At 56.7% G+C, this 16,583-nt stretch carries 15 protein-coding genes; 11 read left to right on the forward strand and 4 right to left on the reverse strand.

Translation table 11 applies throughout. The features are described from left to right. Nucleotides 1–28: 28 nt before the first annotated feature. Nucleotides 29–742, reverse strand: coding sequence for a 2,3,4,5-tetrahydropyridine-2,6-dicarboxylate N-acetyltransferase (dapD, locus tag PEH01S_RS08585; protein WP_025853391.1), 714 nt, complete (start codon nucleotides 740–742; stop codon nucleotides 29–31). A gap of 401 nt (nucleotides 743–1,143) precedes the next feature. Here dapD and pyrR point away from each other — a divergent pair, with 401 nt between their 5' ends. The 11 genes from pyrR to PEH01S_RS08640 all read left to right on the forward strand — a co-directional run bounded on the left by pyrR (nucleotide 1,144) and on the right by PEH01S_RS08640 (nucleotide 13,856). Next, nucleotides 1,144–1,725 (forward strand): bifunctional pyr operon transcriptional regulator/uracil phosphoribosyltransferase PyrR, encoded by a 582-nt coding sequence (pyrR, locus tag PEH01S_RS08590; protein WP_025853390.1) that lies wholly within the window; start codon nucleotides 1,144–1,146, stop codon nucleotides 1,723–1,725. Continuing rightward, nucleotides 1,722–2,630 carry an aspartate carbamoyltransferase catalytic subunit gene (locus tag PEH01S_RS08595; RefSeq protein WP_127484853.1) on the forward strand — a complete coding sequence of 303 codons (909 nt, stop codon included), beginning with the start codon at nucleotides 1,722–1,724 and terminating at the stop codon, nucleotides 2,628–2,630. The genes pyrR and PEH01S_RS08595 overlap by 4 nt, the downstream gene beginning before the upstream one ends. A 42-nt stretch (nucleotides 2,631–2,672) precedes the next feature. Continuing rightward, nucleotides 2,673–3,956, forward strand: coding sequence for a dihydroorotase (locus PEH01S_RS08600; protein WP_127484855.1), 1,284 nt, complete (start codon nucleotides 2,673–2,675; stop codon nucleotides 3,954–3,956). Nucleotides 3,957–4,284: 328 nt separating this feature from the next. Beyond that, complete coding sequence (gene carA / locus PEH01S_RS08605) at nucleotides 4,285–5,460, forward strand: glutamine-hydrolyzing carbamoyl-phosphate synthase small subunit (RefSeq protein WP_025853387.1); 1,176 nt, start codon at nucleotides 4,285–4,287, stop codon at nucleotides 5,458–5,460. Further along, nucleotides 5,447–8,662: a carbamoyl-phosphate synthase large subunit gene (gene carB / locus PEH01S_RS08610; RefSeq protein WP_025853386.1), complete on the forward strand. Its 3,216-nt coding sequence runs from the start codon at nucleotides 5,447–5,449 to the stop codon at nucleotides 8,660–8,662. Before carA ends, carB begins: the two co-directional genes overlap by 14 nt. Before the next feature lie 117 nt (nucleotides 8,663–8,779). Further along, the gene (gene pyrF / locus PEH01S_RS08615; protein WP_025853384.1) at nucleotides 8,780–9,502 is read left to right on the forward strand and encodes an orotidine-5'-phosphate decarboxylase; all 723 of its coding nucleotides are present in this window, start codon (nucleotides 8,780–8,782) and stop codon (nucleotides 9,500–9,502) included. 61 nt (nucleotides 9,503–9,563) lie between these two features. Next, on the forward strand, nucleotides 9,564–10,223 hold the full coding sequence (pyrE, locus tag PEH01S_RS08620; RefSeq protein WP_025853383.1) for an orotate phosphoribosyltransferase: 660 nt from the start codon (nucleotides 9,564–9,566) through the stop codon (nucleotides 10,221–10,223). Between the two features lie 133 nt (nucleotides 10,224–10,356). Next, nucleotides 10,357–10,875, forward strand: coding sequence for a sigma-70 family RNA polymerase sigma factor (locus PEH01S_RS08625; RefSeq protein ID WP_127484857.1), 519 nt, complete (start codon nucleotides 10,357–10,359; stop codon nucleotides 10,873–10,875). Between the two features lie 13 nt (nucleotides 10,876–10,888). Further along, nucleotides 10,889–12,013, forward strand: a complete 1,125-nt coding sequence (locus PEH01S_RS08630) for a hypothetical protein (RefSeq protein ID WP_127484859.1) — start codon at nucleotides 10,889–10,891, stop codon at nucleotides 12,011–12,013. Next, nucleotides 12,010–12,978 (forward strand): ABC transporter ATP-binding protein, encoded by a 969-nt coding sequence (locus tag PEH01S_RS08635; RefSeq protein WP_127484861.1) that lies wholly within the window; start codon nucleotides 12,010–12,012, stop codon nucleotides 12,976–12,978. Before PEH01S_RS08630 ends, PEH01S_RS08635 begins: the two co-directional genes overlap by 4 nt. Then, nucleotides 12,975–13,856, forward strand: a complete 882-nt coding sequence (locus PEH01S_RS08640; protein WP_127484864.1) for an ABC transporter permease — start codon at nucleotides 12,975–12,977, stop codon at nucleotides 13,854–13,856. The genes PEH01S_RS08635 and PEH01S_RS08640 overlap by 4 nt, the downstream gene beginning before the upstream one ends. A gap of 134 nt (nucleotides 13,857–13,990) precedes the next feature. On the opposite strand, the gene mtnB is transcribed toward PEH01S_RS08640, so the two are convergent. From mtnB to PEH01S_RS08655, 3 genes are read right to left on the reverse strand one after another with little or no spacing between them, the layout of a single operon-like run. Next, nucleotides 13,991–14,635 carry a methylthioribulose 1-phosphate dehydratase gene (mtnB, locus tag PEH01S_RS08645; RefSeq protein ID WP_127484866.1) on the reverse strand — a complete coding sequence of 215 codons (645 nt, stop codon included), beginning with the start codon at nucleotides 14,633–14,635 and terminating at the stop codon, nucleotides 13,991–13,993. Beyond that, complete coding sequence (locus tag PEH01S_RS08650) at nucleotides 14,625–15,293, reverse strand: 2-hydroxy-3-keto-5-methylthiopentenyl-1-phosphate phosphatase (protein WP_127484869.1); 669 nt, start codon at nucleotides 15,291–15,293, stop codon at nucleotides 14,625–14,627. Before PEH01S_RS08650 ends, mtnB begins: the two co-directional genes overlap by 11 nt. Beyond that, nucleotides 15,290–16,579 carry a 2,3-diketo-5-methylthiopentyl-1-phosphate enolase gene (locus tag PEH01S_RS08655; RefSeq protein ID WP_127484871.1) on the reverse strand — a complete coding sequence of 430 codons (1,290 nt, stop codon included), beginning with the start codon at nucleotides 16,577–16,579 and terminating at the stop codon, nucleotides 15,290–15,292. Before PEH01S_RS08655 ends, PEH01S_RS08650 begins: the two co-directional genes overlap by 4 nt. Nucleotides 16,580–16,583 lie beyond the last annotated feature (4 nt).

The raw sequence follows: 16,583 nt of genomic DNA on the forward strand, positions 1-16,583 counted from the left end.
CTGATCGCCGAGCCTTGTGTGCGCCGAATTACAGGTTGCGCAGATCTTTCAAAATTTCCGTTTTCGACTTCGTTTTGTCGTCCACTTTTTTGATGACGCGGGCAGGGGTACCGGCAACGACGCTGAATTCCGGCACGTCTTCCACGACGACCGCGCCTGCAGCGACGACGGACCCTTGTCCGACGCGCACGCCTTCGAGAATCACGGCGTTAGCTCCGACGAGCACGTCGTCTTCGATCACGACCGGTTGGGCGGAAGGCGGCTCAATTACGCCCGCGAGGACGGCGCCTGCTCCGATGTGGCACATTTTGCCGACTTTCACGCGGCCGCCGAGAATGGCGTTCATATCGATCATCGTGCCTTCGCCGATGGTCACGCCGATGTTGATCACGGCTCCCATCATGATGATGGCGTTGTCGCCGATGCCGACCATGTCGCGGATAATCGCGCCCGGCTCAATGCGGGCGTTGATGTTTTTGAGGTCCAGCAGCGGAACTGCGGAATTGCGGCGGTCATTTTCCACCACGTAGTCTTCGATTTTGCCGGCTTCTGCGTCCAGCACGCTCTTTACTTCCGCCCAATCGCCGAACAGCACGCCGCTCTTGCCGGAGATGAACGCTTGAATATTGTCTCCGAAGGAGATGGATTCCAGGTCGCCTTTGACGTATACTTTAACCGGAGTCTTTTTCTTGCTTGTTTTAATGAGATTAATGACATCTTCCGTATTCATTTCGATCGACATAAACGGGATTCCAGCTCCTTATGTAGTGATACCGTGAACGAAAACGGGCATGATCCGTTGTCCCGAAGATCACGAACTACATCTTTTATAGCATAAAACGCATGCCCTAGCAATCCTTGGCCCCTCGAACAGGGGGAGATTCGGGATGTATTGACATTGGGTCTCGAACATGGCATAATGCTTGTAACTGAATAGCACCTTTAAAATCAGTCCCGTGAGGCTGGCAAGGTGAACGACGAATCGAACGGTCCAAACGGATGCGCCGATGGCTTAGATGCCGGTGAGGTGTGTCTGTTGCGGTGTGGCCTGTTCTGTTCCTGTGTGCGCAAACCTTGCCGATACGGCAAGGTTTTTTTGTGGTCAAAATCGCGAAAGCTTTGGTGAAGGAGGTTGTCTGACCGATGCAGTCTACCGAGCATGTGTTGATGGATGAAACCGCGATACGGCGGGCCCTGACCCGTATCGCCCATGAGATTTTGGAGAAAAACAAGGGCATTGAAAACTGCATGTTAATCGGGATCCGGACAAGGGGGATTTACCTCGCGAAGCGGGTGGCCGACCGAATCCGTGAAATCGAGGGCATACCCGCACCTGTCGGCGAAGTGGATGTGACCAAATATCGGGACGACCGGAGCGGCTTGCTGGAAGCAACCGTATCGGGAGCCCGGGAGGATGCGCCGGGAAGCGAACAGGCGAACGATCGTCTGGAGGTTCACAACAAAAAGCTCATTTTGTTCGATGACGTGCTGTTCACGGGGCGCACCGTAAGGGCAGCCATGGATGCCCTGATGGATCTTGGCCGGCCGCAAATGATTCAATTGGCGGTGCTGGTGGACCGGGGGCACAGGGAACTGCCGATTCGTCCGGATTTTGTAGGGAAGAACATTCCGACGTCCCGGCTCGAAAGCATCGAAGTGCAGGTAAATGAAGTGGATGGGGTGGATCAAGTCGTCATCACAGGACAGAGGAGGCCAAACGAATGACACAGCTTCAAGTACAGTCGGAAAAACATTTGCTCGGCACCAAAGGACTTAGCGCCGGAGAGCTGAACGCGATCCTCGATCGTGCGGCCTACTGGGAACAGCATCCGGCAAAAGTGACGAACCAGCTGCAAGGGCGCTTTGTCGCCAATATGTTTTTTGAGAACAGCACAAGAACGAGATTCTCCTTCGAGGTTGCGGAAAAAAGGCTTGGAGCGGAAGTGCTTAACTTCGCGGCAGCCGTCTCCAGCGTACAGAAGGGCGAATCGATCTACGATACGGTGCGAACGCTCGAATCGATGGGCATCGACGCCGGCGTCATCCGCATGAAGCCCAACGGACTGCTGGCCGAGCTGGCGCAAAAAATCAAAGTTCCGCTGATCAACGCGGGCGACGGCAACAACGAGCATCCGACGCAGGCGCTGCTCGACCTGTACACGATGCGGAAGCAGTTCGGCGAGATCCGCGGTCTTCATGTAGCGATCGTCGGAGACATCCAGCACAGCCGCGTGGCGCGCTCGAACTTGTGGGCGCTGCAAACGCTGGGAGCCAAAGTAAACTTTTGCGCGCCGCCGGTCATGCAGGCCGCCGAGCTTGCGGAGCATGCGCCTTACATCTCGCTCGATGAAGCGCTGAAAGCCGACGTGGTCATGATGCTGCGCGTGCAGCTCGAACGGCACGAAGGCTCGCTGTTCGGCTCGGCGGAGGAGTATCGCGCCGCCTACGGGCTGACGGCTGAACGTGCCGCCCGCATGGCGCCGCACGCCATCATCATGCATCCGGCTCCGTTCAACCGGAATGTGGAAATCGACGATGAGCTGGTGGAATGCGAGAAATCGAAAATTTTTACGCAAATGAGCCATGGCGTCCCGATCCGGATGGCGGTTATCGAGCGGGCGCTTAGCTAAACCGAATCCTAACCTACTAAGATGAACGAAGCGGAGGTTCCCATGGGAATTTGGATACTGAATGCCAGCCTCGCGGCTGGGGGCAATGAATTAACGAAAAAGCACGTGTTCGCGAATGGCGAGCGCATCGAGCAAATCGTCGATGCAGGGGGAGCTTTGCCGGATACGGCCGGACATACGGTCATCGACGCCCAAGGAAAGCTGCTGGCACCCGGACTCATCGACATGCACGTGCATTTGCGCGAACCTGGCTTCGAATATAAGGAAGATATCGCGTCGGGTACCCGTTCCGCGGCGCGCGGCGGCTTCACCACGATTGCCTGCATGCCGAACACGCGGCCGGTCATCGATACGGTGGAAACGGTGCAGTACGTGCTGAACAAAGCCCAAACCGAAGGTATCGTACGCGTCCTGCCTTACGGCTGCATCACGAAAAACGAGCTCGGCCGCGAGCTCACGGACTTCGATGCCCTGAAGGAAGCCGGGGTCATCGGCTACACGGACGACGGCGTCGGCGTGCAAAGCGCGCAAATGATGAAGGATGCGATGGCCAAAGCGGCCTCGATCGGCATGCCGATTATTGCGCACTGCGAGGACAATACGCTGGTCGAAGGCGCTGCCGTAAGCGAAGGAGCGTTCGCCCGCAAGCACGGACTCAAAGGGATTCCGAACGAATCCGAAGCGATTCATGTCGGCCGCGACATTCTGCTCGCCGAAGCGACAGGAGTGCACTACCATGTGTGCCACGTCAGCACGGAGCAGTCGGTCCGCCTGATCCGCCAAGCGAAGCAGATCGGCATTAAAGTGACCGCCGAAGTGTGCCCGCATCACCTGCTGTTGTCCGACGAGGACATCCCGGGGATGGATGCGAACTGGAAAATGAACCCGCCGCTGCGTACACCGCGCGACGTGCAGGCCTGCATCGAGGGCCTTGTCGACGGCACGATCGACATCGTCGTCACCGACCATGCTCCGCACAGCGAGGAAGAGAAAGCGCGCGGCATGCAGCTGGCTCCGTTCGGCATCGTCGGCTTCGAGACGGCCTTCCCGCTCTTGTATACGAAGTTCGTCGCTACCGGCCAATGGACGCTGGAGTTTCTGCTTGATAAGATGACCAAGCTGCCGGCGCAAGTGTTCGGACTTCCTTGGGGGATGATCGAGGTTGGCAGAGCAGCTGACCTGACGCTGATCGACCTTGAAACGGAGAAGAAGGTCAACCCGGCGGAATTCCTTTCCAAGGGACGCAACACGCCGTTCACCGGCTGGAGCTTGAAGGGCTGGCCGACCTTGACGATCGTAGGCGGTAACGTCGTCTGGTCCGAGTAGGTAACCGCGAGTAGACCTCTGCTGAGAGGGGAACCTACAGTTAGGGAAAATAAAGGAACCCGAGTTCTTTATTTATAGAAGTTGAAAGAACGGCTTGATTGGGTCGCGCACCGCTGCCCACAGCATCGTAAAGCGTGTTCGGTCGGCCGCGGGGGCGTCAGCCTCCGCGCCGTCCGGACAAACGCGATCCCCCGTCGCAGCCCCTCTAAAGCTGCAGACCCCCTTGTGCGACACTTGAGGGGTCCAGGGGCGGCGCCCCTGGGGTCCCCCTTTGGAAAGGGGGATTTAGGGGGATTATTTACCACACAGTACAAGGAGATGACAGCAGATGCAGGCAAGATTGTTGTTGGAAGACGGTACCCTGTTTACCGGCAAAGCATTCGGAAGCACCGGCGACTCGGTTGGCGAAGTCGTGTTCAATACAGGCATTACAGGATACCAAGAGGTATTGTCCGATCCGTCCTACTGCGGCCAAATCGTAACCATGACATACCCGCTGATCGGAAACTACGGCATCACGCGCGACGATTTCGAATCGATCCGTCCATTCATTCACGGGTTTGTCGTTCGCGAGCACGAAATGGTGCCCAGCAACTGGAGAGCGGAATACTCGTTGGACAGCCTGCTTAAGGAATACGGGATCATCGGCATCAGCGGCATCGATACCCGGATGCTGACCCGCCGTATCCGTCACCATGGCGTCATGAAAGGCATCCTGACCACCTCCGAGAAGCGTGTGGAAGAGCTGTTGGAGCAGCTGAAAGCATCGCCGCTCATGACGGATCAAGTGTCCCGCGTATCTACGAAAAGCGTGTTCAGCGCTCCGGGCACAAAAGAGCGCGTCGTTCTCGTCGATTTTGGCTCCAAGAGCGGCATCTTGCGCGACTTGACCAAGCGCGGCTGCGACGTTGTCGTTGTACCGCAGGATACGACCGCGGACCAAATCCGCCGGCTCGCACCGGACGGCATTCTGCTGTCCAACGGCCCCGGAGACCCGAAAGACGTGCCGCATGCGGCGAAAATGATCGCCGAGCTGCTCGGTGAATTCCCGATCTTCGGCATCTGTCTCGGCCATCAGCTGTTTGCTTTGGCAGCCGGTGCCGATACGGAAAAGCTGAAATTCGGCCACCGCGGCGGCAACCATCCGGTAAAAGACCTTGCTACGGGCCGCTGCTACATCACATCGCAAAACCATGGCTACACTGTAAAAGAAGATTCCATCGCTGGCACGGATTTGGAAGTGACCCATATCAACAACAACGACAAGACGATCGAAGGGCTGCGTCACAAAAAATATCCGGCTTTCTCCGTTCAGTATCATCCAGAGGCAGCGCCGGGACCGTTCGATTCGAGCTACTTGTTCGATGACTTCCTGCAGCTGATCCGCGACCATAAGAGCAACAACCCGCAGCTTCCGCGTCAGGCGCAGATCGCAGCGGCATACCAAGCGGGCAGCACGGCCGTATCCGCATCGAAAGGGGAGCTCCACTATGCCGAAAAATAATAACCTCAAAAAAATTCTCGTGATCGGCTCCGGTCCGATCGTCATCGGACAAGCGGCGGAATTCGATTATGCCGGTACGCAAGCTTGCCAGGCTTTGAAAGAAGAAGGGTACGAGGTCGTTCTGATCAACAGCAATCCGGCGACGATCATGACCGACACGAACATGGCCGACAAAGTATATATCGAGCCGATTACGCTCGATTTCGTCACCCAAATCATCCGCCAAGAGCGTCCGGACGGCTTGCTGCCGACCCTCGGGGGACAAACGGGTCTCAATATGGCGGTTGAGCTGGCTCGCGCCGGCGTGCTGGAGCGCGAGAACGTGAAGCTGCTCGGCACCCAGCTGACGGCGATCGAGAAAGCGGAAGACCGCGATTTGTTCCGCGATCTGATGCGCGAGCTGGAACAGCCGGTGCCGGAGAGCACAATCGTCACGACGGTGAAGGAAGCGCTCGATTTTGCGAATGAAATCGGCTACCCGATTATCGTACGTCCGGCGTACACGCTGGGCGGCACGGGCGGCGGCATTTGCGCCACCGAGGAAGAACTGCTGGAAACCGTTTCCTCCGGTATTCGCTACAGCCCGATCGGCCAATGCTTGATCGAGAAAAGCATCGCCGGCATGAAGGAAGTCGAGTACGAGGTAATGCGCGACGCGAACGACAACTGTATCGTCGTGTGCAACATGGAAAACTTCGATCCGGTCGGCGTTCATACGGGCGACAGCATCGTTGTTGCTCCGAGCCAGACGCTGTCCGACCGGGAATACCAAATGCTGCGTTCCGCATCGCTCAAAATCATCCGCGCCTTGAACATCGAAGGTGGATGCAACGTGCAGTTTGCGCTGGACCCGCACAGCTATCAATATTATGTCATCGAAGTGAATCCGCGGGTCAGCCGCTCGTCGGCACTCGCTTCCAAGGCAACCGGCTACCCGATTGCCAAGATGGCAGCCAAAATCGCGATCGGCTATACGCTCGACGAAATCGTCAACCCCGTAACGGGACAAACGTACGCTTGCTTCGAGCCGACGCTGGACTATATCGTATCCAAAATTCCGCGCTGGCCGTTCGATAAGTTTACCGCGGCAAACCGCAAGCTCGGCACGCAAATGAAAGCGACGGGCGAGGTCATGGCCATCGGCCGTACGTTCGAGGAGTCGATTCATAAAGCGGTCCGCTCCCTTGAAATCGGCGTGCACCGCCTGCATTTGAAAGACGCGGAGACATTGGACCAAGAAACGCTTGAGCAGCGGCTCGTGAAGCCTGACGACGAGCGCATCTTCCTGATCGCCGAAGCGCTCCGCCGCGGATATAGCGTACAGCAATTGCAGGATCTGACTAAGGTGGACTGGTGGTTCCTGCACAAGCTGGAAGGCTTGATCGCCTTTGAAGCCGAGCTGCTTGCGCCGGAGCTGAGCGAGGAGCTGCTCCGCGAAGCGAAGCGCAAAGGCTTCACCGACCGCGCCATTGCCGAGCTGCGCCGTCAAGCCGACAAAGGGTTGAGCTTGACGCAGGAAGCCGACGTTCGCGCATACCGGATCGGCTTGGGGCTGAAACCGGTCTACAAAATGGTCGACACCTGCGCCGCGGAGTTCGAAGCGACGACGCCTTACTACTACTCGACCTACGAGATGGAAGACGAAGTCAAGGAAACGACGAAGCAGAAGGTCGTCGTGCTCGGCTCCGGTCCGATCCGGATCGGTCAAGGGATCGAGTTCGACTACTCGACCGTGCATGCGGTGTGGGCTATCCAAAAGGCCGGCTATGAAGCGGTCATTATCAACAACAACCCGGAGACGGTGTCGACGGACTTCAATACATCGGACCGGCTGTACTTCGAGCCGCTGTTCTTCGAGGACGTTATGAACGTTATCGAGCGCGAGCAGCCGATCGGCGTTATCGTCCAATTCGGCGGACAAACGGCGATCAACCTCGCGGCACCGCTCGCAAAAGCGGGCGTGCGCATCCTCGGCACGGATTTGGAAAACATTGACGCAGCCGAGGACCGCAAAAAATTCGAAGCGCTGCTGCGTCAGCTTGAGATCGCTCAGCCGCCGGGCGGTACGGTCACCTCGGTGGACGAGGCTGTCGGCATGGCTTCCCGCTTCGGCTATCCGGTGCTTGTTCGCCCGTCGTATGTCCTTGGCGGCCGCGCGATGGAAATCGTCTACTCCGACGAAGAATTGCTCAGCTACATGGAATATGCGGTCAAAATCAACCCGGAGCATCCGGTTCTGATCGACCGTTACATGCTCGGTAAAGAAGTTGAAGTCGACGCGATCTGCGATAAAGAAACGGTATTGATCCCGGGCATCATGGAGCACGTGGAGCGGGCCGGCGTTCACTCCGGCGACTCTATCGCGGTCTACCCGCCGCAGACGGTATCCGCCGAGCTGAAACAAAAAATTATCGATATCACGACCAAAATCGCCAGAGGGCTGCAGGTCGTCGGTCTCGTCAACATTCAGTTCGTCATCTATCAAGACGAAGTGTACGTGATCGAAGTGAATCCGCGCTCCTCGCGGACGGTTCCTTTCCTCAGCAAAGTGACGAAAATTCCGATGGCCAACGTCGCGACCCGTGTCATTATGGGCGAAAAGCTCGCCGATATGGGCTACCAAACCGGGTTATGGCCGGAAGACGAGTTCGTATCGGTCAAAGTGCCGGTCTTCTCCTTCGCGAAGCTGCGCCGTGTCGACACGACGCTCGGACCGGAGATGAAATCGACGGGCGAAGTGATGGGCCGCGACAAAACGTTTGCCAAAGCGCTGTATAAAGGACTGATCGGCTCCGGCATGAAAATTCCGCCGACCGGCGCGATCATCGCTACGATTGCCGATAAAGACAAAGCCGAAGCGATTGAAATTTTCCGGGGGTTCGGCAGACTGGGCTATCGCATTGTCGCTACGGGCGGAACGGCACAGGCTCTGGAGGATGCCGGTCTCCACGTGACCCGCGTCAACAAGCTGAGCGAAGGCTCGCCGAACATTCTCGACCTGATCCGCAACGGCGAAGCGCACTTTGTCGTCAACACGCTGACCAAAGGGAAAACGCCGGAGCGCGACGGCTTCCGTATACGCCGCGAGGCGGTGGAGAACGGCGTTGTCTGCATGACTTCGCTGGATACGGTAAGCGCGCTGCTGCACGTGTTGGAGTCCATTTACTTCCAATCCACGGCAATGCCTGCGAATCACGCATAACAACAATTGCATTAGCACAGCGTTCCGCTCCTTGCGGAACTGCTGTGCTAATCCCTTGATTAGGCCCTTCTACGAGCCGTCGATTTACCCGATTTTAAAGAAAAGGGGCGGAATCTTGTGTCGATCAACTTAGCGGCGGCGAAGCGCATCATGGTTGCGCTCGATTATGCCGAGGCGAAGCAGGCGGAGGCGTTGGTCCGTTCGCTGGAAGGTATTCCTTGTTATTTGAAGGTGGGAATGCAGCTGTTTTACAGCGCCGGTCCGGCGTTTGTGCAGATGCTGAAAGAAAAGGGCTATAACGTCTTTCTCGATCTCAAAATGCACGATATTCCGAATACCGTTAAAGGCGGCGCGGAAAGCATCGCGAAGCTCGGCGTAGACATGTTCAACGTGCACGCGGCCGGTGGCAAGCAGATGATGGAGGCGGCGATGGAGGGCGTGGACAAAGCGCTTCAAGCCGCATCCGGCCCTAAGCCGATCGTCATCGGCGTTACACAGCTTACCAGCACAAGCCAGGCAGTGATGAACGAAGAAATCGGCATTGAGGGCTCGGTGGAGGATGCGGTGATCCGGTATGCCCGATTGGCGCAAGCCGCGGGTCTTCATGGTGTAGTCGCCTCTCCGCTGGAAGTCGTCCGGATCAAAGAGACGTGCGGCAGCGGCTTTGTGACGGTGACGCCGGGCATCCGTCCGGCTGGAGCGGACATCGGAGATCAATCCCGCGTCATGACGCCGGAGCAGGCGTTTGCCCAAGGAACGGACTATATCGTCATTGGCCGTCCGATCACTGCCGCGCCGGACCCGAGAGCGGCGCTGGAAGCGATTATCGCCTCTGTTTAGCAGCAGCGCATTTTAAAGTATTTTTATTACGTGACAACACCTTTGAAGGAGATGAAGTCGAATGACAACCCCATCGATTCGTATAAATCCGGAGCTGGCCGGGCAAATTGCCGCCGACCTGCTCGCGATCGGCGCCGTGGCGCTTCGTCCGCAGCAGCCGTTTACTTGGACGTCCGGCCTGAAATCGCCGATCTACTGCGATAACCGGCTGACCATTTCGTTCCCGGAGATCCGCGAACGGATCGCCGAAGGCTTCGTGACGCTTATCCGCGACAATTTCCCGGATGCCGAAGTCATTGCGGGAGCGGCCACCGGAGGCATTCCGCATGCGGCTTGGGTAGCCCAGAAGCTCGGTCTGCCGATGGTTTACGTACGCGACAAGGCCAAGGGCCACGGGAAGGAAAACTTGATCGAAGGCTTGATTAAGCCCGGTCAGAAGACGGTGGTCATCGAGGATTTGATTTCGACGGGCGGCAGTTCACTCAAGGTTGCCTTGGCTGTAAATGCCGCCGGAGCGCAAGCTCTCGGGGTGCTTGGCATCTTCTCGTATCAGTTCGAGAAGGCGCGCGAGGCCTTTGCAGGATCGGGCATTCCGTTCGAGACGCTGACGAACTACTCGGTACTGCTCGACGTCGCTCTTCGGAACGGCAGCATTCAGGAGCAGGATTTGCAGGCGCTAAAGGCATGGCGTGAAAATCCGAGCGAATACGGCAAAGCCTAATGAATTGTTAGCATTCGAATTCTTCCGCTACTTTACGGGGAAGAATCGGATGCTTTTCTTTTTTCACCGGGTGATACAAAATAAGGCTGACCCCTGTCTTATGTATAGCTGCAGCTGAAAGGAGGACATCACATTGGAACATCCGGATTCCGATTATTTCCGTCATATATTTTATAAGTATTACCCGTCGGTGCGCCGAAAATTAATCGCGTTAGTCCGCGACGAGGCAGCAGCCGAAGATTTGGCCCAGGAAGTATTCCTGCGTCTATACCGCAATCCGCCGGACGATCCGCAGTTGATCGGCGCTTGGCTTCATCGGGTGTTAACCCGGATCGCCTACGACCATATGTCAAAGCGTGCCCGCGAACGGGCGCTTCAAGAGAAGCAGGAGCTTCATCTGCGGGTAACGGAGCAAGAAGGCAAGTCGAACGAGGAGACGGTATTGGAGCAGTTTGAGCAGGAGGAATTGCGCGGTTGGCTGGACCAGCTTTCGGAACGGGACCGGCAGGTGCTGCTGCTTCGCTTCTCGGGCTACAGCTATGCGGAGATCGCCGAGAAGCTCCAAATTCGCGCACCGCTTGTAGGCACGCTCATTCACCGGGCGACCGCCCGCTTGAAGCGGCATGCAGAATTGCAAGCTCAAGTTGAATAGGAGGAGACGGCATATGACCGAGTCATTTGTAAGGAAAAATTCCGATCCCACGGATGCCGCATGGGAGAAACTACAACAGCGGCTTGCTTCGGAACCGAAGTCGCTCCGTTGGGAGCAGTGGGCGAAGGAAGTCGATAAAATCACCCCGTCGGCGGCAGAAGCCGGGGAAACAGAATCGTTACAATCGATCGCTATATCCGATAGTCGCCCGTTGCCTGCTTTGGAACCGAACAGGATCACGGAAGAGACGTCTAAAGCTTACCCGTTCGTTCGTTGGATCAAACGGCGCAGGAAGCGGGTGGCTGTTTCGGCCGCGGTGCTGGTACTGGCCGCTTTCCTGACCACGCCAATCGGCAATGAGGCGCTGGCTGCAATATTGAATAAATTTAGGATGCAGGAAATGACGGTCGTTCAGGAAAACGATCTGACGTATTTGCTGAACAGCGCTTTTCCGGAAGGACAAACAAAAGAAAACATCAACAAACTTGGAGCATTCACAAATACGTCCGGCAAAATAAGCGGTACCTTTGAGGTTGATAAGCTTTCACAGATGTTGGGACGCAGCATCGTCCTTCCTCAGGATTACGACGCCAAGCTAGATAGGCCTTACGTTAGCCCCTCCAACACACTGACGTTAAAGTTGAACGTTGACGAAGTGAACCGGGCGATGTCCAGGCTTGGCGCGAAGCAGATGCTGCCAGAATCCGTGGACGGCAAAGCGATTACGCTTGAAACAGGCGAAAAAGTCCATTTGAACGTGAGAAACGGCGAACGAAATTACTCTCTAACCCAGCAGCCGATTCCCGTCGTCTCCGTCGACCCGTCGATTCCGGTGGCCGAAGCGCTGCAGGCGGTACTGCAGTTCCCGCTGCTGCCGGAACATTTGAAGCAAAGCTTGCAGAACGTGGACCTGCTTACAACCGGAAACGTACCGCTGCCTATCATCACGGATCGGCCTACTGAGAAGGTCAAAGTGGGAAGCACGGATGTGCTGATCATGACGGAATCTACGGACAAACGAAATTATTACAATGCCATGTGGGTGAAGCAAGGTCAACTTTTCGAACTTTATGGCTATGACTATCTCACGGATCGCGAAGCGCTGCTTGGCAAAGTGAAGGAGCTGATCGGCTCTTGACCGGGGTAGCCATTACAGCGCATGAGCTGACGAAAGATTATGGCAACGGCCGCGGCTGCCGCAGCATTACGATTACCGTAGGGAAAGGGGAAGCCTTTGGCTTCCTCGGCCCGAACGGGGCGGGCAAGAGCACATTTGTGAAAATGCTTGTCGGTTTGATCCGGCCCACTAAGGGCCACGGTATGATTTGCGGCCATCCGATAGGCTCGTTGGAAGCAAGAAGGCATTTCGGCTACTTGCCGGAGCTGTACCGGTACCAGGAATGGCTAAGCGGCGAAGAAGTGCTGCAGCTGCATGCCCGGCTATGCGGTGTCGCCGCTTCCGAAGCGAAGCGGCGCATTCCCGAGCTGCTCGACCTAGTCGGTCTCGGGCTGCGAGGTAAAGACCGGGTGAAGATGTACTCCAAAGGGATGCAGCAGCGGCTTGGATTGGCTTGCGCCTTGGTGACCAACCCGCCTATCGTTTTTTTGGACGAGCCGGCCTCCGCACTTGATCCATTGGGCCGCAGAGATGTCCGAGAATTGCTCCGGCTGATGAAGGGGCAAGGAAAAACGATTTTTCTCAACTCGCATCTGTTGGAGGACGTGGAGCTGCTGTGCGATCGCGTCGCCTTGCTGAATAACGGTCAAATTCTGCAGGTCGGCTCCGTAGCCGACGTGCTGCACGAGACATCCCGCTGGCACCTTCGTGTCGGCGGGTTTGCGCCGTTTTTGCTGGCATGGCTTCAGGAAGCCTCGGGCCTGACCGTACGCCTTCTTGCCCCCCATATGGAAGGGGTGGCAGCGCATGAAGACTCGGTCTGGCTGGAAGCGGAGCTGGAGGATGACGAGCAGATCGGCTGGTTGAACTCGCTTGTCATCGAGCAGGGGATGACGCTGTACGAAGTGAAGAAGGCAAAAACGAAGCTGGACGAATGGTTCGTCAGCTCCGTAGCCGGACGGAGCCACAGGGGGGAACGCGAATGATTACCATCATCGGCTCGACTTGGAAGGAGCTGCTCCGCAAACGGGTCATGCTGCTGACGCTGCTGATGACCGTTATTTTCTTGTTCGCCTTCTGGTTTGTCGCCAAAACCATCGGTGCAAGCTTGCAGGAGAGCCATTTTTCGTCGGACATGCACAATATGATTGCGGTTCACGAACGAAGCGCGATGATCTTGTCGCTCGGCTTTTTTTTCGGTTCGTTCGTCATTGCTTTTTTGTCCATTTTCAGCTCGTTTTCCGTGATTGCCGGGGAAGCCGAGCAGGGCGTACTGCAGGCGTTAATGACTCGGCCATTATCCCGGTTATCCTGGTATATGGGGCGATGGATCGGCTTTGTCAGTTGGGGAATCGCTTACGCGGCGCTGCTTTTTATATCGATTTTGCTGGTATCCTGGACTCATGCCGGTATTCCCGGAGATATCGTGTCGCTAACGCGCTCGTTCGCTTTGTTTATTTTCGTTGTCCCGCTGCTTGTATCTCTATCGATGTTGGGTTCCTGCTATTTTTCTTCCACCGGGAACGGCGTGTTGATGACGATGCTTTACGGGGCGGGATGGCTCGGGGGAATGATCGAAAAAGTGGCAAGCTCGGTCCAAATCGAGCAAAATATAGCCATTAAGCCGCTGCTGACCATCGCAGGGATCATGTCGCTTGTCATGCCGGCCGATTCGCTGCAAAACCGGATGCAAGCGGAGCTGTTTGCCGTGAACGAGCTTCAAGGACTGGTGACGCTTAGAAATCTTTTCGGTTTTTTTGGTGTCGGCCAGGTGCCGTCAAACGCCTTTCTAATGTACAGCGCCGGATATATGCTTGTTATGCTGCTGCTTGGCTTGTGGTCGTTTCGGAGAAAAGACATATGACCCGCAAGCGCCCCGTACGGCCGAAAAAAAGCCCGTCTGCACCATTCATCGCTTGCTTGCGATGAGCGGGGGAGACGGGCTTTTTTCTTATTCAAATGTGTGCATCAACGCTGCGGCCTCATCCAGGGGAGGGGTTACTTTTTCAGCAGAGCCCAACGGTAGGCGTACTCGAACAGAAACTCGAACGCTTCGAGGTGCCGCTTCGCTTCGAAGGCATTGGCGCCCCAAGCGTAAATGCCGTGTTTGCGCAGCAGAATGCCGGGAATGCGGGGCACGATCGCGCCTTCGACCAATTCGGCAATCCGCGGAATTTCCGCATAGTTGGGCAGGATCGGGATATCGATGTGCGCTTCCTCTTCCCATATATTGAATGCTTTGATCAGCTCGACGCCGTTCACCGGCACGCTGCCTCGTTCCGCATACAGCTCGGAGACGAGGTTGTTGAACACGGTGTGCACATGAAAGATAGCGCCGCAGCCCGTCAAACGGTAGATCTCGCAATGGATCAGCGTTTCCGCAGACGGCTTCAGTCCGGTCGTTTCGATCGGTTGGCCCGACTGATCGACCAGCAAATAGTCGGAAGGCGTATGGACCGACTTGTCCTTGCCGCTGGCCGTAATGGCAAACGCAAACTGCTCGGGGGAAAATTCTCCCGTCCGGATCGACAGGTTGCCGCTTGTTCCCGGAAACCAGCCGCGTGAGGCCAGCAAAGTTTTAATCTCCCGCAGCTCGGCGAACGCCTGCTGCTTCTCTTCCAAACGAATGGCGCTAAAGCTCACGCACTTTCATCTCCTCTAACCGCTTGATCACGTCGTGAAAATCTTCAAAAGCATAGTAATTCAGCCCGAGCTCCTGGCACAGCTCGATCAGATGGGAGCGGGCGAATACCGTATCGGCCAGCTTGGCCCCGGCAAAATCGGTTACGCTGTCGCCGATCATAATGCGCTCGTACGTTTCCCGCGGATAGGAGCGAATGATTCGAGTTTTGCACATGCCGCAGTCGTTATCACATTCGGAATCGCACGAATGCGGCCACAAAATGCGGATATGCGTGCCGCTGAAGTCGCTCGCGTTGCAATAAATGTTCTCCTTCGGAATCGCAAACGACGAAAGAACGGAATAAACGAAAAAGTCGATGCCGCCGCTTGTCACCAGGAAGAGGATGTCCTCCTGCTTACAGTAATCCAGCAGCTCGCGGAAGCCGCTGCGAATCGTCACGTTGCCGATCGCGTAATCGACGACTTCCTGCCGTTGGGAGGTCGGAAGCAGCGCGAACATGCGTCCAACGCCTTCACGGATCGAAATTTCCTTGGAGATGACTTGATTCACCAAAGTATCCCAGCCTTCGGGCTGAAAATGCTTCATAATCGCCACGATGTTGTCGTTGACGGTAATCGTCCCGTCGAAGTCGCAAAAAACAACCCACTGTCTGCTCATTCTTTGATCCCCCACGCGTCAATGGCCGCCTGCAGCTCGGGATGTCCGTCTGCGGCATACTCCCGCAGCGGAACGCCAGCCTGGCAGCCGTCGATCGCCTGCCGGAAAGCACGCCCGCCAGCCGCTGCGCCCATCGGATGGCCATGCACTCCGCCGCCTGCATTGACGACCACTTGTCCGCCAAAATCGCGCAAAATAAGCGGCACAAGTCCGGGATGAATGCCGGCCGAAGGAACCGGAAAGCTCGCTGCGAGCGGAACTTGTCCGTGCGAGGACGCAGGCGCGCCATAAATATAGTCGGCAGCTTCGGTTGTCAGCAGCGCTTCCTTGATGGCCATGTTTTCTTCCTTCGGCATGACGACGGAACCGTACGGCGACGGGAACAGCACCAGATCGGCCCCGGCGAGCCGCATGAGCTTGCCGAGGAGTACGTTCGCGGCGATGCCATGATAAGGCGACGGATACAAGGCCCCGGCAAGCGACGGATGGGCCATCAGCGGCACGTTGATGTCAGGGTGACGGCTCAGCTCGCTGAGAGCGTCGAAGCCGTAGGCGAGCACGTTGAAGAGCAGCGCGTTGGCTCCGGCATTAATCGCTTTTTTGGCTTGCTCGACGAGCCCGAAGGTCGGTCCGGTCAAATTGGCCGCGTACAGCAGCTTCTGACCGGTTTCCCGCTCGGCTTCGGCCGCCGCCTGCATGCACAGCTCGACCCGCTTCTCGATCGGGGTCAGCGGATTCTCAAACAAAATCTCGTCGTCCTTGATCAGGTCGACGCCGCCGAGCGCCTGCTGATAAAACTGCTCCCGAAGCGCAGGCAGATCGTGGCCGATCACCGATTTGAAAATGCTCATGAGCAGCGGACGGTCGTGGACGCCAAGCAGGTTGCGCACGCCCTCAATACCGAAGCGCGGTCCTGGAAAGGCGGATAAGAACGACTCGGAGAATGCGAGGTCGATCAGCTTGATCCGGCCGTCCATCGACAGCTTTCCGAAAACCGTGACGAGCAGGGCGGGGATATCGCGGCTGAAGTTCATATCGGGATAAGCGATACGAATATCCGCATATCTTGCGGAAGCGGGCTCGCCCGCAGACGGTTCGTGTACGTCCACGCCGACGACGCGGCCGAGATGCTTTTCCATCTCCGCCTTCCGCGCTTCCGGCAGCTCGGTCCAGCTTCCGACGGTCAGGCCGACGGCTATGCCGGTCGCTTTTTTATGAAAATCGGCTTTCTCGTCGTAGCAACGGTAGGTGGCTACGCAATACGCAGGGGATATAGCAAGACTCACAACC

The organism is Paenibacillus ehimensis NBRC 15659 (assembly GCF_004000785.1).
GTDB lineage: Bacteria > Bacillota > Bacilli > Paenibacillales > NBRC-103111 > Paenibacillus_G > Paenibacillus_G ehimensis.

What these genes read in the sequence shown, in the direction of transcription:
- PEH01S_RS08595 (WP_127484853.1), top strand. Translation starts at nt 1,722, where the DNA reads ATGACACAGCTTCAAGTACAGTCGGAAAAACATTTGCTCGGCACCAAA.
- pyrE (WP_025853383.1), top strand. Translation starts at nt 9,564, where the DNA reads ATGACAACCCCATCGATTCGTATAAATCCGGAGCTGGCCGGGCAAATT.
- PEH01S_RS08600 (WP_127484855.1), top strand. Translation starts at nt 2,673, where the DNA reads ATGGGAATTTGGATACTGAATGCCAGCCTCGCGGCTGGGGGCAATGAA.
- PEH01S_RS08650 (WP_127484869.1), bottom strand. Translation starts at nt 15,293, where the DNA reads ATGAGCAGACAGTGGGTTGTTTTTTGCGACTTCGACGGGACGATTACC.
- PEH01S_RS08640 (WP_127484864.1), top strand. Translation starts at nt 12,975, where the DNA reads ATGATTACCATCATCGGCTCGACTTGGAAGGAGCTGCTCCGCAAACGG.
- carA (WP_025853387.1), top strand. Translation starts at nt 4,285, where the DNA reads ATGCAGGCAAGATTGTTGTTGGAAGACGGTACCCTGTTTACCGGCAAA.
- pyrR (WP_025853390.1), top strand. Translation starts at nt 1,144, where the DNA reads ATGCAGTCTACCGAGCATGTGTTGATGGATGAAACCGCGATACGGCGG.
- dapD (WP_025853391.1), bottom strand. Translation starts at nt 742, where the DNA reads ATGTCGATCGAAATGAATACGGAAGATGTCATTAATCTCATTAAAACA.
- PEH01S_RS08630 (WP_127484859.1), top strand. Translation starts at nt 10,889, where the DNA reads ATGACCGAGTCATTTGTAAGGAAAAATTCCGATCCCACGGATGCCGCA.
- carB (WP_025853386.1), top strand. Translation starts at nt 5,447, where the DNA reads ATGCCGAAAAATAATAACCTCAAAAAAATTCTCGTGATCGGCTCCGGT.